General features: G+C 52.4%; 21 protein-coding genes. 7 read left to right on the plus strand and 14 right to left on the minus strand.

What is annotated here, in order from left to right:
- Nucleotides 1-145: 145 nt before the first annotated feature.
- Complete coding sequence (locus AB1I67_RS16350) at nt 146-1,939, plus strand: diguanylate cyclase (protein WP_367030968.1); 1,794 nt, start codon at nt 146-148, stop codon at nt 1,937-1,939.
- Between the two features lie 117 nt (nt 1,940-2,056).
- Here AB1I67_RS16350 and AB1I67_RS16355 read toward each other — a convergent pair whose 3' ends face one another.
- The 6 genes from AB1I67_RS16355 to AB1I67_RS16380 form a co-directional block, all read right to left on the minus strand.
- Nucleotides 2,057-3,469 carry an oxaloacetate decarboxylase subunit alpha gene (locus tag AB1I67_RS16355; protein ID WP_367030969.1) on the minus strand — a complete coding sequence of 471 codons (1,413 nt, stop codon included), beginning with the start codon at nt 3,467-3,469 and terminating at the stop codon, nt 2,057-2,059.
- 51 nt (nt 3,470-3,520) lie between these two features.
- Nucleotides 3,521-4,672: a sodium ion-translocating decarboxylase subunit beta gene (locus AB1I67_RS16360; protein ID WP_367030970.1), complete on the minus strand. Its 1,152-nt coding sequence runs from the start codon at nt 4,670-4,672 to the stop codon at nt 3,521-3,523.
- A 40-nt stretch (nt 4,673-4,712) separates the two neighbouring features.
- Entirely contained in the window at nt 4,713-5,081 is a 369-nt protein-coding gene (locus AB1I67_RS16365) for a biotin/lipoyl-containing protein (protein WP_367030971.1), read from the minus strand.
- A gap of 21 nt (nt 5,082-5,102) precedes the next feature.
- Nucleotides 5,103-5,891 carry an OadG family protein gene (locus tag AB1I67_RS16370; protein ID WP_367030972.1) on the minus strand — a complete coding sequence of 263 codons (789 nt, stop codon included), beginning with the start codon at nt 5,889-5,891 and terminating at the stop codon, nt 5,103-5,105.
- A 17-nt stretch (nt 5,892-5,908) separates the two neighbouring features.
- A complete protein-coding gene (locus AB1I67_RS16375) occupies nt 5,909-7,363 on the minus strand; it encodes a carboxyl transferase domain-containing protein (protein WP_367030973.1) in 1,455 nt (484 codons plus the stop codon).
- A 206-nt stretch (nt 7,364-7,569) separates the two neighbouring features.
- A complete protein-coding gene (locus AB1I67_RS16380) occupies nt 7,570-8,856 on the minus strand; it encodes a D-alanyl-D-alanine carboxypeptidase family protein (protein ID WP_367030974.1) in 1,287 nt (428 codons plus the stop codon).
- Nucleotides 8,857-8,958: 102 nt separating this feature from the next.
- Between AB1I67_RS16380 and AB1I67_RS16385 the strand changes: the two genes are divergently transcribed.
- Nucleotides 8,959-10,209 carry a DNA polymerase IV gene (locus tag AB1I67_RS16385; protein WP_367030975.1) on the plus strand — a complete coding sequence of 417 codons (1,251 nt, stop codon included), beginning with the start codon at nt 8,959-8,961 and terminating at the stop codon, nt 10,207-10,209.
- A 3-nt stretch (nt 10,210-10,212) separates the two neighbouring features.
- Complete coding sequence (locus AB1I67_RS16390) at nt 10,213-11,115, plus strand: RluA family pseudouridine synthase (protein WP_367030976.1); 903 nt, start codon at nt 10,213-10,215, stop codon at nt 11,113-11,115.
- Here AB1I67_RS16390 and AB1I67_RS16395 read toward each other — a convergent pair.
- From AB1I67_RS16395 to AB1I67_RS16420, 6 genes are all read right to left on the minus strand, one after another.
- Nucleotides 11,096-12,526, minus strand: a complete 1,431-nt coding sequence (locus tag AB1I67_RS16395; protein WP_367030977.1) for an RsmF rRNA methyltransferase first C-terminal domain-containing protein — start codon at nt 12,524-12,526, stop codon at nt 11,096-11,098. The genes AB1I67_RS16390 and AB1I67_RS16395 overlap by 20 nt on opposite strands.
- 18 nt (nt 12,527-12,544) lie before the next feature.
- On the minus strand, nt 12,545-14,194 hold the full coding sequence (locus tag AB1I67_RS16400; RefSeq protein ID WP_367030979.1) for a SulP family inorganic anion transporter: 1,650 nt from the start codon (nt 14,192-14,194) through the stop codon (nt 12,545-12,547).
- 187 nt (nt 14,195-14,381) lie between these two features.
- Entirely contained in the window at nt 14,382-14,852 is a 471-nt protein-coding gene (locus AB1I67_RS16405; RefSeq protein ID WP_367030980.1) for a DUF6465 family protein, read from the minus strand.
- A gap of 155 nt (nt 14,853-15,007) precedes the next feature.
- Nucleotides 15,008-15,928 (minus strand): AEC family transporter, encoded by a 921-nt coding sequence (locus AB1I67_RS16410; protein ID WP_367030981.1) that lies wholly within the window; start codon nt 15,926-15,928, stop codon nt 15,008-15,010.
- Between the two features lie 34 nt (nt 15,929-15,962).
- A complete protein-coding gene (locus AB1I67_RS16415; RefSeq protein ID WP_367030982.1) occupies nt 15,963-16,268 on the minus strand; it encodes an AzlD domain-containing protein in 306 nt (101 codons plus the stop codon).
- A 1-nt stretch (nt 16,269) separates the two neighbouring features.
- Entirely contained in the window at nt 16,270-17,007 is a 738-nt protein-coding gene (locus tag AB1I67_RS16420; protein ID WP_367030984.1) for an AzlC family ABC transporter permease, read from the minus strand.
- A gap of 175 nt (nt 17,008-17,182) precedes the next feature.
- On the opposite strand from AB1I67_RS16420, the gene AB1I67_RS16425 reads away from it, so the two are divergent.
- Nucleotides 17,183-18,121 carry a LysR family transcriptional regulator gene (locus AB1I67_RS16425; protein ID WP_367030985.1) on the plus strand — a complete coding sequence of 313 codons (939 nt, stop codon included), beginning with the start codon at nt 17,183-17,185 and terminating at the stop codon, nt 18,119-18,121.
- Nucleotides 18,111-19,463 carry an MATE family efflux transporter gene (locus AB1I67_RS16430; RefSeq protein WP_367030986.1) on the plus strand — a complete coding sequence of 451 codons (1,353 nt, stop codon included), beginning with the start codon at nt 18,111-18,113 and terminating at the stop codon, nt 19,461-19,463. The genes AB1I67_RS16425 and AB1I67_RS16430 overlap by 11 nt, the downstream gene beginning before the upstream one ends.
- Before the next feature lie 3 nt (nt 19,464-19,466).
- Here AB1I67_RS16430 and AB1I67_RS16435 read toward each other — a convergent pair whose 3' ends face one another.
- Together AB1I67_RS16435 and AB1I67_RS16440 are read right to left on the minus strand one after the other, a co-directional pair.
- Nucleotides 19,467-20,657 (minus strand): diguanylate cyclase, encoded by a 1,191-nt coding sequence (locus tag AB1I67_RS16435; protein WP_367030987.1) that lies wholly within the window; start codon nt 20,655-20,657, stop codon nt 19,467-19,469.
- A complete protein-coding gene (locus AB1I67_RS16440; protein ID WP_367030989.1) occupies nt 20,650-21,204 on the minus strand; it encodes a 4-vinyl reductase in 555 nt (184 codons plus the stop codon). The genes AB1I67_RS16435 and AB1I67_RS16440 overlap by 8 nt, the downstream gene beginning before the upstream one ends.
- 214 nt (nt 21,205-21,418) lie before the next feature.
- On the opposite strand from AB1I67_RS16440, the gene AB1I67_RS16445 reads away from it, so the two are divergent.
- Nucleotides 21,419-22,063, plus strand: coding sequence for an ABC transporter permease (locus tag AB1I67_RS16445; RefSeq protein ID WP_367030991.1), 645 nt, complete (start codon nt 21,419-21,421; stop codon nt 22,061-22,063).
- Nucleotides 22,064-22,143: 80 nt separating this feature from the next.
- Nucleotides 22,144-22,866: an ABC transporter ATP-binding protein gene (locus tag AB1I67_RS16450; RefSeq protein WP_367032631.1), complete on the plus strand. Its 723-nt coding sequence runs from the start codon at nt 22,144-22,146 to the stop codon at nt 22,864-22,866.
- Nucleotides 22,867-22,896 lie beyond the last annotated feature (30 nt).

Here is a 22,896-nt window from a genome sequence, read left to right on the forward strand (position 1 = left end):
GCACAATGCCGGAGCAAATAGAAAAGGAGCAAAAAAGGCCTGCATTTATTTGGTTCTGGTAGTTACAAACTCTTCTGTTTTATGCTATAATTAAACATATTGTAATATTTTTCCAGTAAACAATTCTGTCAAGGGAGGAACAAGGATGGAATACAGAGCAGAACACGTGTCAAACGGTGTTTTCAACTGCCTTTATGATGAATATTTCACCTTATTGAAGTCACAGAACAACCTCTACGAATTTCTCGGCTACACGCCAGAGGAGATGGAACAGCGGTTCCACAACCATCTGATCGAATGCATCCCTCCCGATGACAGACTGCCTATCCAAACAGAGATTGCCGCACAATTGAAGAAACATGACGTATTCATGTTTGAAAACCGGCTGACCACCAGTACCGGAGATATCCGCTGGATCTGGATCAGTGCCGAGCTCAGAAGGGATGAATTGCAGCGTCAGTATTTTCACTGCATCTTCCACGATATCTCTGACAGCAAAAAAAGCCAGGAAGCCCTCGCGCTCAGCGAGCAGCGCTATGAGATCGTACTGTCACAGCTGCAGGACATCATTTTTGAGCTGGACTGCCAGACTCTTGACATTTACTACTCACCCAACTTTGAAAAAAAGTTTGGCTATGCTATCCCTGTTAAAGGATTTCCGGATTCTATGTTCAACACCGACATTATTTTTGAAGAGGACAAGGGTCCTCTACGCCAAAAATTCCAGGGACTTTTAAAGGGTAACCGGCAGATGCAGCATGAGTACCGCATCAAGCATCGTGACGGTCACTATCTCTGGGTGGATGTACATGCCACCACCATGTATGATCAAAAAGGGAAGCTCTTAAAGATCCTGGGTATTATCTCCGATATCAACGAACGCAAGATAGAGATTCTGGAAACGCGCAAAATAGCAGGGATAGATCCTCTGACCGGTCTGCTAAACCGGAGAGAATGTATCCGCCGAATCGACCAGTACATGGAAAACAGCGACGAGCTTGCCGCCTTTCTTCTGATCGATATTGATAATTTCAAAAAGCTGAATGATACCATGGGCCATCTTTATGGTGACGCCATCCTGAAGGATATCGCACAGGAACTGCTCTCTATGTTCAGAAAGGATGATATCATTGCCCGGATCGGCGGAGATGAATTTGTAGTCTTCCTTCCCCGGATCAGCAAAAAGGCCCACGTACTTCCACGGCTGGATAGTATCCGCGATCTGTTTTCCGACACGGGCACATCCCCGGAAGCTCCTTCCATTAGCTGCAGTATTGGTGTCTGCTTTTATCCGGAGCATGGCGAGGACTTCACGACGCTGTTTGCCAAAGCCGATGACTCTATGTATTATACGAAGAAACACGGCAAAAACAGTTATTCCTTCTACGGGAGCGACGGCCATCTCATACATGGGCATTCTGCCAATATCCGCCCTCTTTTGGCGATGCAGAAAAGCTTCCATGAGGATATTGTAGAATATCTCTTCCAGATATTTCTGAAAGAACCGGACAGCCGGAGCACGATGTCAGAGCTCCTGGGCTTTATCGGGCACAGCTTCTGTGCCGACCGCATCTACATCTGCCGCAAAACGCCAGATGGATATTTTGAAGATCTGTATAACTGGAACAGTGTTGGAACGACTCCCATGGAAGATACTCTGGACGAGCTCAGCACGCTGGACTGGGACCTTTCACCGGAGCTTCCCATCGTCACGTTCCAGAACATTGAGACGATCCCCGCCCCAAAGACCCGCGCATGGCTTGAAAAACGCAATGTGAAGGCAGCGTTTATCTGCTGGCTGGGAGATAAAGAAGGTCCGCTGCATCTCATTGGTTTTGAGAACTGTCATGAGATCCACCCTGAAGTAGAGGATATGCGGTACTCTCTTTTCATGGTAAGCGAGCTTCTGAATCTGTTTTTGATCAAGAAACTGCTTTAACAATATAAAACGCGCTCCACTCAGCGCAGCAAAATACCGCCCGGCATGGAATCTTCCATCGCCGGGCGGTATCTGTTCTTGAACATTAAGCTGTTCTATCCTGTCTGCAATTGCTCATTATACCGGATATGCCTTGCTCTTTGTATCTGCAACGGTTGCATCTACTTTAGTCTGCTGGGCTTCTCTGTATTTGAAGAACTCCTCAGCAACCTTCGGGAACAGAGCGTAGGATAACACATCCTCATCCTGCTGTTTCCAACGTGCGCACTCCTTCTCGAACTGCGGCAGCTGCGGCGGGATCAGATCTGCAGGCCTGCAGGTGATCGGGGTCTCGTCGCCGATGATCTTCTTCTGTACCTCCGGATTGAACGGTTTTACAGTCTGGCCAAACTCTCCAAGCATGATCTTCTTGGACTCCTTCGGGACCATCTTGTAACGCTCACCGGAAATAACGTTCATAACAGCCTGGGTACCTACGATCTGAGAAGACGGGGTAACAAGCGGCGGCTCACCGAAGTCTTTTCTTACTCTCGGGATCTCCTCTAAAACTGCCTGATACTTATCTTCCTTACCTGCCTCTTTCAGCTGGTTAACCAGGTTGGACAGCATGCCGCCCGGAACCTGATAGCGCAGGGTCTTGATATTGACACCCAGCACCTTCGGGTTCAAGAGGCCGCTCTTTAATACTTCCTCACGCATCGGTGCGAAGTAGTCGGCGATCTCTGCCAGGATATCCTGGCTGTATCCCGTGTCATACGGAGTGCCGCGGAAGGTCTCAACCATAACCTCGGTTGCCGGCTGGCTGGTGCCAAGGGCAAACGGGGACATAGCGGTGTCGATGATATCGCAGCCCGCTTCCACTGCCTTTAAGTACGTCATGGAGGCTACACCGGAGGTGTAATGGGTATGCAGGTCGATCGGCAGCTGGGTGGACTCTTTCAGGGCGGTAACCAGCTCCTGAGCCGCATACGGGGTCAGCAGCCCTGCCATATCCTTGATACAGATGGAATCTGCACCCATGTTCTCGATCCTCTTTGCAATATCCTTCCAGTAATCCAGGGTGTATGCATCGCCCAAGGTGTAGCACAGAGCGATCTGCGCATGTCCCTTTTCTTTATTACATGCTTTTACAGCGGTCTGCAGGTTGCGCAGGTCATTTAAGCAGTCGAAAATACGGATGATATCGATACCGTTTGCAATGGACTTCTGAACGAAATACTCCACCACGTCATCTGCGTAATGATTGTAGCCCAGGATATTCTGTCCGCGGAACAGCATCTGTAACTTGGTGTTCTTGAATCCGGCTCTTAACTTTCTCAGTCTCTCCCACGGATCCTCTTTCAGGAAACGCAGGGAAGCATCGAAGGTAGCGCCGCCCCAGCACTCTACTGCATAGTATCCTACCTGGTCCATCTTGTCCACGATAGGCAGCATCTGCTCGGTGCTCATTCTGGTTGCGATTAAAGACTGATGTGCGTCACGCAGGACGGTTTCCACAATCTTAACCGGCTTTTTCTGTATCTCAGCCATTTTATTTACCTCCTAGAATATTCTATCTTTATTCCCACCTTATTGCTGCGATCAGCCCACGCCGAAAATAGCCATGAACGTACCGGCTGCTACCGCCGTACCGATAACACCTGCCACGTTCGGTCCCATGGCGTGCATCAGCAGGAAGTTGGTCGGATCTGCCTCAGCACCCACCTTCTGGGATACACGAGCAGCCATAGGTACTGCGGATACACCGGCAGAACCGATCAGCGGGTTCACCTTGCCTCCGGTGACCTTGCACATGATCTTGCCAAAGATGACGCCTGCCGCGGTACCAAATGCAAATGCGATCAGGCCCAGAGCCACGATCTGCAGAGTCGTCACTTTCAGGAATGCCTCAGCGCTGGTAGTTGCGCCAACAGAGGTACCCAGAAGGATAACAACAATGTACATCAGCGCATTGCTTGCAGTCTCGGAAAGCTGCTTTACAACGCCGCTCTCACGGAATAAGTTGCCCAGCATCAGCATGCCCACAAGCGGAGCCGTGGACGGCAGGATCAGACATACAACCGTAGTAACGATGATCGGGAACAGGATCTTCTCCAGCTTGGAAACCGGGCGAAGCTGTTCCATCTTGATCTGGCGCTCTTTCTCCGTGGTCAGAAGCTTCATGATCGGCGGCTGGATGATCGGCACCAGCGCCATGTAGGAATAGGCCGCCACGGCGATCGGTCCCATGAACTCGGTCTGTCCAAGCTTTCCAGCCAGGAAGATGGAGGTCGGACCGTCAGCGCCGCCGATGATGGAGATCGCTGCTGCCGCCTTGTCATTAAAGCCCATAAAGATGGCCATGAAATACGCTGCATAAATGCCGAACTGAGCTGCTGCACCCAGCAGAAAGCTCTTGGGGTTTGCAATCAGCGGACCGAAATCCGTCATTGCTCCGACACCCATAAAAATCAGGGAAGGAAGAATACTCCACTCATCTAAAAGATAGAAATAATGAAGCAGTCCGCCAACTCCGTTTGAAGTATCTTCAGGAGACGCCATAATATCCGGATAGATATTAACAAGCAGCATACCGAAAGCGATCGGAACCAGTAAAAGCGGCTCGAAGCCCTTGCGGATCGCAAGGTACAGGAAAACAAAAGCCACAAGGATCATAATAAGGTTGCCGAACGTCAGGTTAAAAAACGCCGTCTGATGAAGAAGATTATCCAATGTTGTTGCTATATAATCCATTTTAATCCCTCCATGTGGAACTTGCCGTTAATGCAAGCTATTAGTTTAATGTAGCAAGAGTTGCGCCGGCTTCTACGGAATCGCCAACTGCTGCATTAATGCTTGCAACGGTTCCATCCTGGGGAGCTACGATATCATTTTCCATCTTCATGGCCTCAAGCACCATGATCACATCGCCCTTCTTCACGGCCTGTCCTGCGCTTGCCTTAACAGCCAGGATCTTGCCCGGCATCGGAGCAGTCACAACCACGGAGCCTGCTGCGCCTGCCGGGGCAGCTGCCTTTGGAGCTGCAGCCGGTGCTGCCTTCGGTGCCGCCTTCGGTGCTGCTGCTACTGCGCCGGTGGAAGCGCCTTCTTCTACGGTTACTTCATAAACATTGCCATTGACTGTAATTGTATAATTCTTCATGATATGAATCCTCCTATTTGCTTATGCTCTTTTCCATTTGGCGCCGGGTGCACGTTTGATGGAGCGCACTACCAGGCCGTCCGTTGATGAGTTGGTCGCCGCTGCGATCGCCGCCGTAATGACAGCCACCAGCTCCAGGTCATCGACCAGTTCCTCTGCCTGTGCCTCAGCCACCGGTACTGCCGCGGCCGCCGGTGCTGCAGGCGCTGCTGCGGTCTCTTTCGCCTTCATCTTCTTTTCAAAGTCGTTGATGAACTTGAAACAGCTGATCAGCAGGCTGATGAAAATCAATACCAGGAATACCGTGCCCATACCCATCAGGGTATTCATGGCCGCCTTCTCCATCTTCTCTCCGGTGGTGTACTCCGGTGAAAATGCGATCGAGGTCGGCATGTAGTTCTGCTGACGGTCATCCCATGCATAATATACCTTGAATTCAACATTGCGGTTCTCAAACTGTGCCAGGGCCGTTCCGATAAAGGTCTCATCCTCACCAGCCTCTACCGTGGATGAAATAATACCGCTGTATGCTCCGGTATCATGCATTACATTGATCCAGGATGTCACGCCGCTGGCCAGTCCGGCTTCCTTCTGCTTCAGAAGGCCTTCTTCGGACTGTTCTGCCTCCGCCTTGTCCATGCTGGTAATCGTCTCTAAAAGGCCCTCGGTCCCGTCGGAGAAATATGCCTCCATCTGAGGATTCAGGGTCTCCTCCTCATCCACAGCCGTGCTGGCGGAACAAGCAGACAATGAAAAGAGGCAGGCTACCATACATAACACTAACATTACTCGTTTCATATACTGTTTCATATACCTGTCACCTCATTCTAAACCGTTCCATGTTTTCTGTCCGGACGATCCTCTCTCTTGGTAAATAACATCTCAAAAGCTGCGATGACACGTTTTCTGGTGTCACATGCCTCGATGATGTCATCTACATATCCTCTCTTTGCGGCTGCAACTGCGCTGGACTGTAATTCACGGTAAGCGGCTGCCTTTTCATTGATCAGAGCCAGGCTGTCATCTGCCTTTGCGATCTCATCCGCATACATGATCTTGGCGGCGGCGGTCGCGTCCATCATACCGATGGCTGCGTTCGGCCATGCATATACCATATCTGCCCCGATGGACTTGGAGTTCATAGTCAGATAAGCGGTGCCGTATGCTTCGCCCACGATCACAGTTACCTTCGGAACACTTGCATTGGCAAATGCATAGGTCAGGCGACCTGCGCTCTTCGCGATCCTGCGCTCAGTGCACTTGCTTGCCTTATAGCCTTTTACATTCACCAGGGTTAAAAGCGGGATGTTGAACGCGTCACAGAAGGACACGAACCCGGCAGCCTTTTCACAGCCCTTGTAGGACAGCACTGCCTCGTACTCCGACTCCTTCACGCCGTTCTCACCATATACTGCGGTGCGGTTGGCAACACAGCCGACGGTTGTCCCGTTAAGACGGATAAATCCAGTCACCATGGACGGGTCATATGCCTTCTTCACTTCCATAAAGAAGCCATCATCGGAAATCTGCGCCAGGGCAATGTCTGTTGCGCCCGCACAGTTCTCAAGATCTGCGCAGATGCGGTTTAAATCATCGCTGCACTCACTGTAGGACATGTCGTCCTCATTGTTTGCCGGAAGGATGGAAACCAGGGTACGGATCTGGGAAAGCACCTCGTCCTCGCTGCCGGTGAAATCCACCAGTCCTGTCTCCTCGCTTTGGAACGCAGCGCTTGCCGTATCGCATTTCTCAACACGGTTGCCGTCGATCGCATTTGGAGCATTTACAAATAATTTCGCGTTCTTCTTTTCCATGAAAATGAAATCTGACATGGCGGAAGATACTGCCATACCGCCGCCGCAGCTTCCAAAGATCGCGGAGATCTGCGGAACTACGCCGGAGGCCATCGTCTGGCTTAAGTACATGCCGCCAAACCCGTTTAATGCATCGGTTGCCTCCTGAAGCCTTAAGCCTGCGCAGTCGATCAGTCCGATCACCGGCGCGCCCATCTTCACAGCCATGGAATAGATGCCCTCAATCTTCTTCGCGTGCATCTCGCCTAAGGAACCGCCCAGTACGGAAGCGTCCTGGCTGTACACGTACACAAGGCTTCCGTCAATGGTACCGTAACCGGTGATCACGCCATCTGCCGGAGTTTCCTTGTCAGTCATGTTGAAATCAGTGCTTCTCGCTGTAATGTAAGCGCCGACTTCAACAAAACTGCTCTCATCAAGTAATGCATTGATTCTGTTACTTGCTGATGTTTGTGCTGAATTACTCATTTTGCAATCCTCCATTTTGAAATATTTTCACGATATGCCATAGGATTCACGGAACATTGTTAATAAATCCACAGCATATCGCTTAGTAAATCCAATTTCTGCCGATTATAATTGTATAATGGAGAAGGACAAAATTCAAGTTATTTTTTTAACTTTTTTATTTTTTTGACAAAATATAATTAAGTTAATGGCTGCAATTCATCTGGTTATTCACACATAAGAAAAAGATCAGCGAATTGTCTGACACAATAAGGCAGATTCCACCGTTCCACAGACGCGTCTGCATAAAGGGGATAGATCTGGACTGTCTCTCCATTCAGGGTACAGACCACATGCCCTACCAGCTCTCCTGCCTTTACCGGCGCCTCCAGCATATCCGGCGCCTCCACCCTCTGTTCCACATCCTCATCTTCTGCCAAAAGCAGACGCAGATGCTTCTCATCTTCCCCAAGGCCAGTCGTCAACGGGACCCTGGTGTCTGTGATCCCCTCTTTCACGGGCAGTTGGGGAAGTTCTGGCTCCTCATACACATCGCGGTATGCATAGTGTTCCTTTCCATATCCGAACAGGGCTTTGGCATCTGCCCATTTATAAGTCTTGTGCGGAGGCCAGCCGCTGCCTAACAGGGCGATCACAAAGGTCCGCTCCCCGTCTTCAAGCGCCGCCACATAGGAATATCCTGCCCCTCCGGTGAAACCGGTCTTTCCGGTCAACGCTCCCTCCATCATATTTAGAAAAGCATTGTGATTGGCGCAGTAATAGGAATATTTTCCGGCTTTATCTGTGAAACTGTAGCTGGCGGTCCTGGTGATCTCAAGAAACTCCTCCCGTTTAGGAGACTCCTCAATGCAGTAGCGCAGGATCAACGCCAGATCTGCCGCTGTAGTCCCATGTGTGTACTCAGTTCCATCCGGAGCTGTATAGACGGCGTCCAGGCCATTGGGCGTCACAAAGCAGGTGTCCTTACAGCCGATGTCCCGGGCTTTCTGGTTCATCATGGCCGCAAATCCCTCCACACTCCCTCCGATATGCTCCGCAATGATGACTGCCGAATCATTGTGTGACTCCAGCATCAGGGAATAGAGAAGATCTTTTAAATAAAATTCGCTGCCCTTTGATGCTCCCAGATGGACTTTGGGCTGCCCTGCTGCATTGGAAGAGACCGTGCAGATGTCCTCCATGGAACCGTTTTCCAGAGCCAGGATGCAGGTCATGATCTTCGTGGTGCTCGCCATGGGGCGTGCAGTCCGCTCATCCTTTCCGTATAATATCCTTCCGCTGTCCGCATCCATGAGGACAGCGCTTAAGGCGTGAAGATTCATTTCGCCGGCTTCCTTTGCATCTGCGGCATCTGCGGCGGCAGGACGCGCAGCGACAGGGAATACCGCCGGATCCTCCCGGTTCCAGCCCGGCTCCATTCCAGCCGCGCCCCACACGGCAAATCCCAAAGTGATGCCTGCCATCAGGCCATACGCCTGGAATCGTTTTATCATAGTTTTGCAGCCTCGTCAGGAAAATAATATTACTAGATTCCTATTCTGGATTTTTAAGAAATATTCTGATATACTCACGTTAGAAATGAAAGGAGGCCGGCCATGTCCCGTCCACGCCTGATATTCCACATTGATGTAAACTCCGCGTTCTTGAGCTGGGAGTCCGTCTACCGCTTAAAACAGGACCCGTCCGCCCTGGATCTGCGCACCATCCCATCCGCAGTCGGTGGTGACGCCAGTTCCCGGCACGGCATTGTCCTTGCCAAGTCCACTCCTGCAAAGAAATACGGGATCACCACCGCCGAGCCTCTCATATCCGCCCTGCGCAAATGCCCGGAGCTGGTCATCGTCCCATCGCGTTTTGACCTCTACCTGGACTACTCCCGGAAGCTGATCAGCCTGCTCATGGACTACACCCCGGATATTGAGCAGTTCAGCATTGACGAAGCGTTCCTGGATATGACAGAAACCATCCACCTGTTCGGTTCCCCCGTCCAGGTCGCAGATCAGATCCGCAGCCGGGTCTATCAGGAGCTGGGTTTTACCGTCAACGTGGGGATCGCTCCCAACAAGCTGTTGGCAAAGATGGCATCCGACTTTGAAAAGCCGGATAAGACTCATACCCTCTATATGGAAGAGATCCCTAAAAAAATGTGGCCGCTTCCACTCCGCAGCCTGTTCTTCGTCGGAGGAGCCGCCGCTTCCAAGATGGAGCGGATCGGCCTGCACACCATAGGAGATGTGGCTGCCTGCGATCCCCACATTTTAAAGATCCATTTGGGTGACAAATACAGCGTCCTGATCCACCAGTATGCCAACGGCATCGACGACGACCCGGTGGCAGAAAAAGAACCGGTCAACAAAGGCTACGGCAACAGTATCACCCTCCCCCGCGACGTATCTGATTATGAAACTGCCTGCCAGGTGCTCCTGGCTCTCAGCGAGACGGTGGGCGCACGTCTGAGAGAAAAGCAGGTGAGGAGCAACTGTATCTGCGTTGAGTTAAAGGACTGGCAGTTTAGCAGCCAGTCCCACCAGACCACTCTGGAGGTCCCGACTGACTCCACCACAGTCCTCTACCAGACCGCATGCCGGCTGCTCAGGGAATTCTGGGATCTGACCCCGGTCCGTCTGATCGGGCTTCGGGCTACCCGGATCTCCGAGGACCATTTTGAGCAGATGAGCCTCTTTGAGACTCCTCAGTCCCGGAAAATGAAGGAGCTGGAAAAAGCCGTTGACACCATACGCGGCAAATACGGCATCGACAGCATCAAGCGCGCCAGCTTTTTAAAAGAAGACACGGTTGTAGACCACGCTGTAAGCAAAAATAAACATTTAAAACAGAAGGAATGACATATGACGCCAGTTTTTCACTATTCCGCGCCGGAAGCAGGGATGACCGTAGAGGATCTGCTCCTGGCAAACGGCTATTCCCGCCGCCTGATCATCGATCTGAAGAAATCTCCTTCCGGCCTCACCATAGACAAAACCCATGTCTATGTGACCCGCCGGATGGAGGCTGGAGAGGTCCTGACCGTACAGCTTCCCAGGGAAACTGTTTCCCACAGGATCGTTCCCACGCAGATGCCCCTTGACATCCTGTATGAGGACCGGGACATCCTTGTGGTCAACAAGGCGGCAAATGTCCCCATACATCCCTCCCAGGGCCATTTTTCAAACTCTCTCGCAAACGGCATGGCCTGGTATTTTGCACAAAAGGGCGACCACTTCACCTACCGGGTCATCAACCGCCTCGACCGCGATACCACCGGGCTTTTAATCCTTGCAAAACACGGCCTGAGCGCCTGTATCCTCTCCGATATGGTAAAAACGCGCCAGATCCGCCGCACCTATCTTGCGGCAGTTTCCGGGGATATCCGCCAGTACGGAGCCTGCGGCGTCATCGATGCCCCCATCGCACGGGTGGATGGCTCCACCATCGAGAGACAGGTTGATTTTATCCATGGAGAGCCTGCCGTTACCCACTACCGCTTCCTCTCCTATCACCCTGGCCTGGACGCCTCGCTGTTGGAACTGCAGTTGGAGACCGGACGCACCCATCAGATCCGGGTCCATATGAAACACACAGGATACCCGCTGTTTGGGGATTTCCTTTATCATCCTGACTACCGTTATATCGGGCGGCAGAGTCTTCACTCCTGGAAGCTTGCCTTTTCTCATCCCATAACAAAAGAACCGCTGTCCTTTACGGCAGCGGTCCCCGAGGATATGCAGATATTTATATGCGCAGGCCTTTAGGGTAATGATTCTTCAATACGCCGGAAACGGCCTTTGCCCAGCCGGTCGAATAGCCGTCCACACACACCAGAGTCCAGCCATTGCCTGCACTGTCGTCAGAAATGGTATTGCCGGAAAGATATGCCAGGATCTCGGCGCCGTCCCCGGATAAGTCCACGGACCGCTTCACCTGCTCCGGACGCAGCGCCAGAGCCAGGGCATGGGAAGGTTCCAGGCGTTTCTTCTTCAGCGTCCCCAGATGCAGGCCCGGGCGCAGCACACGGAGGCCGGAGAAATCCGGCATCCCGTCGGGAAGGCGGTACACCTGCTCCCCGAACAGGATCAGATTCTCCAGGAGGCTTTCTGCTGCAGCCGGATCTGCTGACATTTCAGCAATGAATTCCTGCACAACCTTTTTTCCCTCTTTGTCATTCCAGAAGCCGGAGGCCGTCCCCTTCCTGCTCTTCAAGCGCTTCCCTGCCCCCTCTTCTGCCCGTTTCTCAAGCAGCGCCAGATAATGCCCCTCACCCTCCGCTTTGTGCGGCCAGATCCTGTAAGTGTCAGAAAGCTCGGGACAGCTTCGCGTGCTCCATTCCGGATGACCGGAGGACAGTCCACACAGGAGCCAGTTCTCTTTCGCCTTCACAATGGAAAATTCCGGGTGGCGTTCCAGAAACCATGCGATCCCGTCCTCGTCCTCCTCCGGCGAAAACGTACAGGTGGAGTACACCAGTCTGCCGCCCGGCTTTAGCATCTCTGCCGCGTTGTCCAGGATCTCCTGCTGGCGGGCTCTACAGATCTCCACATTCTGTCCGCTCCACTCCTGCCTGGCCTGCTCATCTTTTCGGAACATCCCTTCTCCGGAGCAGGGCGCATCCACCACGATCCCGTCAAAAAATCCCTGGAAATAAGGGAGTAACCTGCCCGAATCTTCGTTTGTCACCACAGCGTTTTGGATCCCCATCCGTTCCACATTCTGGGACAGGATCTTTGCCCTGGCCGGGTGGATCTCATTGCTGATGAGGAGCCCCTCCCCGCACAGCCGCTCCGCAATGTGGGTCGTCTTTCCTCCCGGTGCCGCGCACAGATCCAGGATGCGTTCTCCCGGCTGGGGATCTAAGAGAGAGACCACAGCCATGGCGCTCGGCTCCTGGATATAGTACACCCCGGCTTCATGGTAGGGATGGCGCCCCGGCCTTGCGGCCCCGTCATAGTAAAATCCCTCACGGCACCATGGCACCGGCCTCAAGGAAAACCGCTGCCGGCAGTGTGCCGCCATCTGCTGCAGGTCTCCCTTCAGCGTATTAAAACGAAGCCCCTGGACACGCTCCATCCCGTAGCTGTCCGCAAACGCCCCGTATTCTTCTCCCAAAAGCCCACGCATCTTTTCCTCAAATGCTTCCGGCAGTCTGACCGTTTCTCCTTCTCTCATAGCTGTTATCACTCCATCTCAATATTCTGATATGATCTCCTCCGCTCTGCGCAGCGCAGCATCAATGTTCTCGCAGAAATTATCCTCACCGATCCGTTTTGCAATGCCCGCTTTCTCCATCACTTCGCGGGGATGGCTGTTCACATGGGATAACAGAAGCGTGATATGACGGTTCTCACACCGGTTCAGGAAATCCTCCATGTGCTGCAGAGCTGTGATATCAATGCTGGGGACGCCACGCATCCTCAGGATCATCACCTTTGTGCGCGGTCCCGCCGTGATGTTCATCATCTCATCCACCGTCGCAAAGAAGACAGGACCTTCTATCTCATAAACTACCGTATGGTTCGGGACCCTGCGCAGCCTTAAGCTTCCCGGATCGTCCTCCGCCCCATATTCCCACTCCCGGACCTTCGTCACATCCGACATCCGCCGCATAAAGAGGATGGCAGACATCATGACCCCCATCTCCACTGCAAACAGAAGGTCCACCAGCACGCCGGAAACAAATGTGACCATCAGCACCGCAAAATCCGATCTGGGCGCATGCTTTGCCATGAACACAAATTCCCGCCAGTTGCTCATATTATAAGCGACCATAATGAGCACTGCCGACAGGGCCGGTATGGGGATATATCCGGCAAGCGGCATCATAAACAGGAGCACCAGCAGCACAGTCACGCTGTGGACCAGTCCCGCCACCGGGGTCCTGCCGCCGTTTTTTACACTGCCGGAAGCACGCGCCACCGCACCTGCCACCGGCACAGCTCCAAAAAATCCGCAGAAGATATTGGCAATCCCCTGGGCGATCAGCTCCTGGTTCGAGTCATGACGCTCCCCCAAAAGCCCATCCGTCACCACGCAGGCCAGAAGGGAGACGATCGCAATCAGGATCGCCAGCGTCACCGCCGACGGGATCAGGGCCTCGATCATGCTCCAGGTCACTTCAGGTACGGCAAATTCCGGGAAATGGGATGGAAGCGTCCCATACACGCTCCGGATGGTTGCCACATCCAGTTTCAGAATCATGACAGCAGGCGTCGTCACCAGAATGGCAGCCAGGGAAGCCGGCACCCGCGAGGTGATCTTCGGCAGCAGAACCAGGATCGCCAGCGCCGCCGCTCCTACGGCAAGGGACGGCAGGCTTATGGTGTGCATCACTCCGGCATAAGCGATAAACTTGTCCATCACCTTTACCGGGATATCCCCCATCTCCAGCCCGAAAAAGCCTTTGAGCTGGCCGGAGAATATCCCCATGGCTATGCCTGCCGTAAACCCCAACGTAATGGTGCGCGGAATGTACTTTAAAAGCGCCCCAAACCGCAAAACCCCCATAAGGATCAGAAAAATACCCGCCATGATGCTGGCAACAGCAAGTCCCGTCAGGCCAAACTCCTCCACGATCGTGAACACGGTCATGACGGTCGCCGCTGTAGCCCCTCCGATATTGACTTTACTGCCGCCTAACAGGGACACAAAAAAACCGCCTATGACCGCAGAATACAGCCCACGCTCCGGGCTCATGCCTGAGGCGATCGCCAGCGCCACCGAAAGCGGAAATGCGATCACCGCCACCAGTATCCCTGCTGTCACATCCTTTTTAAACTGCCCTGCCCCATACCCCTTCATACAGGTCAGGATCTTCGGTTCCATCTTCTGCATTTTCATGATCCTCTTCCCCTTTGTACCGTCATTCTTCCTTCTATGTCCAATTATATCGGCCCCATGCGGCGCTTTCAAGTTTTTTCCCGGATACAATGGAGGAATATTGGGGACAAAATAAAAAGCCACATGCCCGTCATACGACAGACACATGACTCTTTTTGCGAATCACGATCAGTTGATCTCTCAATGATCACAATACGATCTTATAATCGTCAGAACCTTCTCCGTTTACTACATAGTAAGCAACGTTCTCTTCCGGTTTCACGTAAATTTCGATGGTTTTGATCTCGACACCCTTGTTGGCTGCCTGAAACGCCTTGGTGGCTGCTGCCAGCACTTCCCTGGCTGCGATCTGCTTCCCGGCATACTCGATCACAACTGCTGCCGCCGGTTCTGCTTTCTTTACCGGCGCCTTCTTAGCCGCCGGAGCTTTTTTTACGGTTTCTTTCTTCGGAGCTGCCTCTTTTTTCACAGCCGGTTTCTTCTCAGTGGTCTTCGCAGCTGCCTTCGGTGCTGCTTTCTTTACAGTCTCTTTCGCCGGTGCTTTTGCCTCCGTCTTTGGCGCCTCTGCCTTCGGGGCTGCCACTTTTGCAGGTTCTGCCTTCGGTGCTGCCGCTTTTGTTTCCACAGCTTTTACGGCATCCTTTTTTTCTACTGCCATACTTTTTTCCTCCTCGTTTGAATCCGGAAGTATTGCTCCCTTATTCCCGTCGTCGGTCCGACCACGTTGAGGGAATTATAAATCTGTTTCTTTATTTTGTCAACATAATACCCCGAATTCGGGCAAAAATCGGTTAAAAACGTCATTTCTTTGAGCTACAGCACCAGGATCAGCGTCAGGGTGATCGTAATGATACTGAGCACGATAGAGAGGGAGTTGACCGCACTGGAAAGCTCTACATCCCCGCCGATCCTGCCGGTAAATGCCGTCGCCACGGAGGATATGGGGCCGAACGCCACGATCGTCATGGCCTGGCGCACGGGAAGCGGGAAGGGAAGCAGGAAAAATGCCCCCAGCGCAAACACCACCGCCACGCCGTAACGGATCACCATCAACCGGATGATCCTGTTTAATTTTTCCTTCTCCATATGGATCTCAAAACCGATCCCGATCATCAGCAGCGCAAGGAACGCGTTGGCGCCGCCCACTGTAGATGCAAAAGAGATCACTACCGACGGCAGCGGGATCTTGCACACGGCCAGGATTGTCATAATGACATACGCGTCAAAAGGCAGGGAGGACAGCAGGCTTCTCACCACGCTGGACGGAGACGCCTTCTCACCGGTCCCCTTTGCAAGGGACGCCAGAGTATAGGTCACTCCGGTACACATCACCGCATTTCCCGCATCAAACAGGCTGGTCGCGGCAAAGCCTACCGGCCCTAAAAAGCTCTGCACGAACGGCAGCGTAAAGTTGCCGATATTGTAGCCGGACAGATTGATCATGTCAAAGGCGGTACGGTCTCCGTCGGAACGGATATTGGTCAGGAAGCCGATCCCCACCATGACCAGATTGGCCAGTATCCCGATCACACATAGAAACAGCAGGGAGTTGTCCATGGTAAGACTGCTGAAATTCGATATGATGGCACAGGGAAGCGTAATACGGATCACGATCCTGGAGATCAGGTAAAAATCCTTCGCCGCAAAAAAGCCCTTTTTCTTTAGCGCATACCCCATTACGATAATAAATATAAATGCGATTGCTTTTGTAAGCACCGTCAGAATCCCGGACATACAGTCTCCTCCATCTTTCTATATCCTAAAATCACTATAAAAACAGCTCCGCCACATACACCGCCAGACATGCGCCGATGGATACGCGGAACAGATTGCCGTCCACCCAGGCAAGCGCCACCGCAGCCGCAAAACCGGCCAGCCCCGAACGGATATCCGAGGTGGCCCCCAGGATCGCAGGAAATGTCATCACAGACAGGCTCACATAGGGCACATAGAACAGGAATGAGCGTATAAACGGGCTTTTTATCTCCTTACGGAGCAGGGTCAGGGGCAATGCCCGGACCGCATAGATCGTCAAAAACATTACAAGCAGACTGACATAAATATTCGGCTGCATCTTAAATCTCCTCCCCTTCTGGTTTTACCGGGAACAGCACGGCGGCGGTCCCTGCAAGCAGGATCGTCAATATGATCATCTGGAACCCGGACGATATGTTGGACAGGGCCGGGATCAGAGAAAACGCAGAGCTTGCCGCCATGGACAGGGCCACCACTCCGGCAATGACCCGGCTTTTTTTCGACGGCGGTATTACCACAGCCAGGAACATACCGTAGAGCGCCACGTTCATTGCGCTCATCACGTTGGCCGGAAGGATCATGCCGATCACAGAGCCAAGAAAAGTCCCCAGCACCCAGCCCGGCGCCGCAACCGTCACAGCTCCATACATATACGCTGGATGGAGCCTGCCCTCCACCGACATGGCGATGCCGAAGATCTCATCCGTCACCTCATATGCCATCAGGAACCTGTGATAGAACGGCTTGTCTCTTTGCACCTTCTGGGACAGGGCGCTGGACATCAAAAGATAACGCAGGTTCACCACCAGCTCCGTCACCGCCAGCTCCATATAACCCGCTCCGGCCGCGATCATGCCGATCCCTGCGAACTGCCCCGCCGACGCCAGCATCGTCGCCGACATGACGGATGCCTGAAACGCCGTAAGCCCCGCTTTTTTCGATGCGATCCCCAGAGTGAACGCCACAGCGAAATATCCCAGCCCGATCGGCGTGCCGTCCCTCATCCCTTTCAAAAACCAGCGCCTTCCCTCGCCGCCCTTAACTGTCCCTGCCTCCATGATCCAATACTCCCACTTATTTCCTGTCAGATTTCAAACTTATATAATATTACCCTCAACCTCTTCACAAGTCAACGTAAACTTTTTATTTTGGGCTGTCCGGAAAATCGTTATAGGAAAAGATGACATTTTTAAAGAAATGTATTATAATTTTACAATATTGGAGGGAAAATAAATGACCAGTAAAGAACTGTTATATGTAAAAACCGTGGCGGAGGAAAAGAATATCTCGAAGGCCGCGAAAAAGCTCTTTATCGCCCAGCCGTCATTGAGCCAGTCCATCCAGCGCATCGAGGAGTCCGTGGGAACCCCGCTGTTTGTCCGCACAACAAACGGGCTGACCCTGACCTTTGCCGGTGAACGGTACTGCCATATGGCCTCCCAGGTTCTCAAGATGTATGAGGATTTCGAGCTGGAGATCAGCGATATCAACAATTTAAAGACCGGGCGCATCCAGTTTGGCATCACCAATCATTTAGGCACCCTGACCCTTGCCCGTGTGCTCCCGAGATTTAGGGAGATCTGCTCTCATGTGGAGCTGCATATCACAGAGGAGACGTCATCTAAACTGGAACAGATGCTCCTGGCCGGGGAACTGGACTTTGCTATCATGCACGCCCCGCCGGCCAGCCGTACCCAGCCCAGAATCCGGTATGATGTGATGACGACGGACCCATTTGTCATCGCGATCTCCCCAAACCATGAGCTGAAGGCGCAGGCCGTGGAACAGGAAGGGTACCCCTATCCGGTCCTGGATGTGAAGCTTTTAAAAAATGAACGGTTCCTGATGCTGCGCCAGGAACAGCGTATCCGCCAGATCACGGACCAGGTGCTTCTGAGAGCCGGGATCCATCAGCCGGATATCGCACTGACCATACGCAATTTTGAGACGGCCCAGCTTCTTGCCGCTCAGGGGATGGGCGTGACCCTGGTCCCGCTGCAGTATTCCCAGATCGCATCCCATGAATACCGTCCTGCCCTGTTCTCCATCGATACCAAATATGGAGCCTGCTGGGATATGTGCATCGCTTCCCTGACGGACGGCTTTCTCTCAAAAGCCGACCAGTTATTTATCCGCATGATAAAGGAGGTTTACGATTACCATGAAACATAAACAGACACTGCTTACGGGCGCTCCCGGGCGTTCCCTGTTTTTCTTTGCACTTCCGATGATCATCGGAAACCTGTTCCAGCAGTTTTATAATATGGCGGACTCTGTCATCGTCGGCAGGTTCGTGGGAGAGAATGCCCTCGCCGCAGTGGGCGCATCCTACTCTTTTACCAATGTGTTCATCATGATCGCCATAGGCGGAGGTATCGGAGCTTCCGTCCTGACCAGCCAGTATCTGGGCGCCGGCAAATACCGGCAGATGAAAACCTCCATCTATACGTTCCTGCTCTCTTTTCTGGTCTTAAGCGCATGCCTGGCCTGCCTGGGATTTCTATACAATCCCACCATCCTGACGGTGCTCAAGACCCCGGACAATATCTATGCAGACGCTATACTCTATCTGCAGATCTATTTCTGCGGGCTGCCTTTCATGTTCATGTATAACGTGCTTGCTGCCAATTTTAACGCCCTTGGAAAATCCGGTATCCCTTTAGCGCTCCTGATCTTCTCCTCCGTGCTGAACATCTTCCTGGATCTGTGGATGGTACTGGGACTGGGGCTTGGCGTGGCAGGCGTAGCGATCGCAACGGTAATCGCCCAGGGTATTTCTTCCCTGCTCTCGTTCCTGATCCTGATGTTTTTCCTGCGTACCTATCCTGTCGATGAAAAACCTGCTGTATTTGACTTTAAAATGGTAAAGGACGGAACCCGCATCGCGGTCCCGTCCATCATTCAGCAGTCTATCGTCAGCGTCGGAATGCTCCTCACCCAGTCGGCAGTCAACCAGTTCGGCTCCTCTGCCCTGGCTGGATACTCAGCCGGCATGCGTTTGGAATCCATCGGCATTGTGCCGATGATCGCCACCGGAAATGCAGTCTCCACATTCACCGCCCAAAACCTGGGAGCAGGCCAGACCGACCGTGTGAAGAAAGGCTACCGGATCTCCTATGGCATCATCCTGTCCTTCGGCGTGCTCCTGTGCCTGGTCTGCCAGTTTTTCTATACGCCGATCTTGTCAGCGTTTATAGATATCGAAGCCTCTCCCGTCGCTTACGCCACCGGGGCCGGATATCTCAGGTTTGTAGGCTTCTTTTTTAGCTTTTTAGGTTTTAAAGCGTGTACCGACGGGGTGCTGCGCGGCGCAGGGGATGTAAAGGTTTATATGATCGCCAACTTAGTCAACCTTTCTATCCGTGTGGCGGTAGCCCAGCTCTGTTCTCCCATCTGGGGAATCCAGTTCGTATGGTACGCCGTGCCCCTTGGATGGTTTGTCAACTATCTGATCTCCTATCTCTGGTACCGGACCGGCAACTGGCAGCGTAAAAACCTGCTCCATACCACATAGCTCTTATTTCTTTGATTTCTTGGACTGATACATCTTTCCGTCGGCTCTTGCCATCACGGTCTCGGCGGAAAGCTTCTGTTCCGGTTCCACATAGATCACCCCATAGCTGACAGACATGGGATAGATCTCCTTCCCCGCTCTGAGGCGCTCATTTAACAGCAGCATCTTCTCCTCGGCGGAAGACTCGCTGCAGTCGGGAAGGATCACGGAAAATTCATCTCCTCCGATCCTTCCTATGATATCGCTAAACCGCACGATCTTCTGAAGCTCTGCAATGACCGACCGGATATAGTTGTCCCCCGCATGATGACCAAGCGTGTCGTTCACTGCTTTTAAATGATCCAGATCCAGCATACAAAAAGCAAAACCCTGCTTCTGTCTCAGCAGTTCTTCCAGCCTGGCCATGGTATAACGCCGGTTATAGACCCCGGTCAGCTCGTCCTGGAAAGCCATGGTCTCTATCTGCTCCTGGTACGCCTTTTCATTGGTCACATCTGTAATATGATGGGCATAAGCAAGATTCTCATTCCACTGGACCAGGAAGGAACGGATCCTCAGCGTCTTGCCGCCCACAGGACACTGAAACTCCCAGACGCCCTGTCCTCTGGCTTCCCGTCTCAGCTGGTCAAGAAGCTCACAGGGAAGGCCGCACGCCGTCCTTTTAGTCTGCTCATCATAAAAGCTCTCCCCTGCCGCTTCATTTTCATAGATAATCTTGCCGCTGTCCTTTTCCATGACCACGATCCAGTCTTTCATACCGTCCATAACCGATTTCATCAGCTGGACAGATTCGGCAAGGGCGACAGACTGCTCTTTGAGTTTTGCTTCCCGCTCAGCAAGCTGGCTGACCATACGGTTGAAGGAATCCGAGAACTCGCCCATAAAACTCACATGCTGGCTGTAATCCCCATTTGCCACCTGGTTGGCCTGCCATGCCAGATGCTTTAAACTGGCGTGCAGCTCTTTTAAGGCTCCGGCCATAAGATTGTGCCTGCCCGGCACCTCTGTCTCCAGATTCCCCTCAGCTACACTTTTTAAAAATGCATTCACCTCTGTCATGCAGCCTGAAAGATACAAAACAGCCTCCTCCAGTCCTGCAAATTCCTCATCATCCGTTTTCAGCCCGTCCGGTATGGGTTTATTCAGGAGGATATTCCTGATCTGTTCTAAAATGATACCAATGTTTTCATTCATCGCATTTCTCTTTTTGTTTTTTTACTTTTGCCTCAAACCGGCATACTCTGGAGCCGGTCGCCCAGCAGTCGATCTCCGTGACCACATAGTCTTTGTGGGTATAAACCTTCAAAATACCAGCCAGATACCCTTCATCGTAATTGCAGACTGTCTCCCCCATAATGGGAAGCCCGGAGCAGTCCAGGTCCTCCGCAACGGTCAGGACCGCATCTCCTGTATCGGGGTCGAACCGCTCCACACGCAGGATACCGATGCGCGTCTCCTCCAGAACCGTCTGAAGATGCGCCATGAACGGATACAGCGGAAGTGACAGATCCAGCATATGGGAAGCGAACTCCTTCCCCGCCAGCTCTCCCGCGCTGCGGAATATATGAGCAGCCTCTTCTTTTCCAAAACGTGCAGTCAGTTCATCCTTTAATGTATACTGAAAAAGCCGGTACACAAGCACCGGCATGCCCTCTCCCAGATTGCTCCTGCCCTCTGGAATGTTGCCGATCAAATCCCATGTAAATCTGTTCTCATTTTTTTCACTCAATAATTCAAACATCTTTGACTCCCCCTTTCTTAATATCGCGGGTGACGATTTGTATATTTTTAGTATAACATAAGAAATTGAGAATGATAACCAGTTTCTTTCTTAAATATGCTCTGTCGCCGTCCTGGTGAAGATCCCACAAAATGACAACTGGTTGTAAATCCCCCCATATCGTGATAGAATATAACAATGTTTCACAGACTAACAGAAACCGGGGTTATTCCGTATGATTTATGAAATTTTTTCTCTCTATGCAGACCGCTGGCCCTTTTTCCAGGAACTGATATTTCAGCATATCCGGATCGCTGCGACGGCTATCCTGATCTCCGGCACGATCGGCCTGGTACTGGGCGTCCTGATCAGCGAATACCGGAAATATTCCACCTGGATCATCGGGGTCATCAATATCGCCTATACGATCCCGTCCATTTCCATGCTGGGATTTTTGATCCCGCTGACAGGGATCGGTGATAAGACTGCCACCATCGCACTGACCATCTACGGCCTGCTGCCCATGGTCCGCAATACCTACACCGGGATCACCACCATCGAACCTTCCGTCCTTGAAGTGGCGAGAGGGATGGGCAGCACGCCCTGGCAGATCCTCTACAAGGTAAAACTACCCTTAGCGCTCCCTGTCATTGTCTCCGGGATCCGCAGCATGGTCGTCATGACCATCGCTTTAAGCGGTATTGCATCTTATATCGGAGCTGGAGGGCTGGGCGTAGCCATCTACCGCGGCATTACCACCAACAATGCCGCCATGACCTATGCCGGAAGTATCCTGATCGCCGCTGTCGCGCTTTTTTCTGACCAGCTTGTAGCCTTTATCGAGCGCCATATCCGAAAGAAATGGCATCTTGCACCTTAAGGGCATCTTCCTTTTAAAAGGACGGCACACAAAAAGGCCAGTGTATAAAGGGCCGGAAGTAATGAAGAATGGAGAATGTTATGAGTGTCATCGAACTGACAGACATCACTGCTTCCTACGGGGAGCAGCGGATACTGGAGCATTTCAACCTGACTGTGGAACAGGGGACCTTCCTCACGATCATCGGCAGCTCCGGCTGCGGCAAGACAACCGCACTGAAGCTGATGAACGGTCTTTTGACACCGGAAAAAGGCACGGTACGGATCAACGGCGAGGACATCGCCCGGACCGACATCCACGAACTGCGCCGGAATATCGGTTATGTCATCCAGGAGATCGGCCTCTTCCCCCACATGACCATCGAGAAAAATATCAGCTATGTTCCGAATCTTTATAAAGAAAAAGACAAAGCTGCCATCTCGGCACGCGCCAGGGAGCTGGCCGAGACCGTCGGTCTCTCTCCGGATATGCTGGCACGCTATCCAAGCGAGCTGTCCGGCGGACAGCGCCAAAGGGCCGGCATCGCCCGCGCTCTGATGAACCGGCCCAAAATCATCCTGATGGACGAGCCTTTTGGAGCCGTGGACGAGATCACCCGCCGGAAGCTGCAGGAAGAGATCCTGCGCATTCATGGAGAGCTTGGCGGCACCATCGTGTTCATCACCCACGACATTGAAGAAGCTTTAAAGCTGGGAAGCCGGGTCCTGGTCATGGACGAGGGGCAGATCATTCAGGACGGGACGCCAACTGAGGTCAGGAATCATCCTGCAACCGATTTTGTCCGCAGGCTTGTGGGCGGTTGAATCAAGCATTGAATCATTTAAAATAACAGG

The organism is Clostridium sp. AN503, from assembly GCF_040719375.1.
Lineage (GTDB): Bacteria > Bacillota > Clostridia > Lachnospirales > Lachnospiraceae > Brotaphodocola.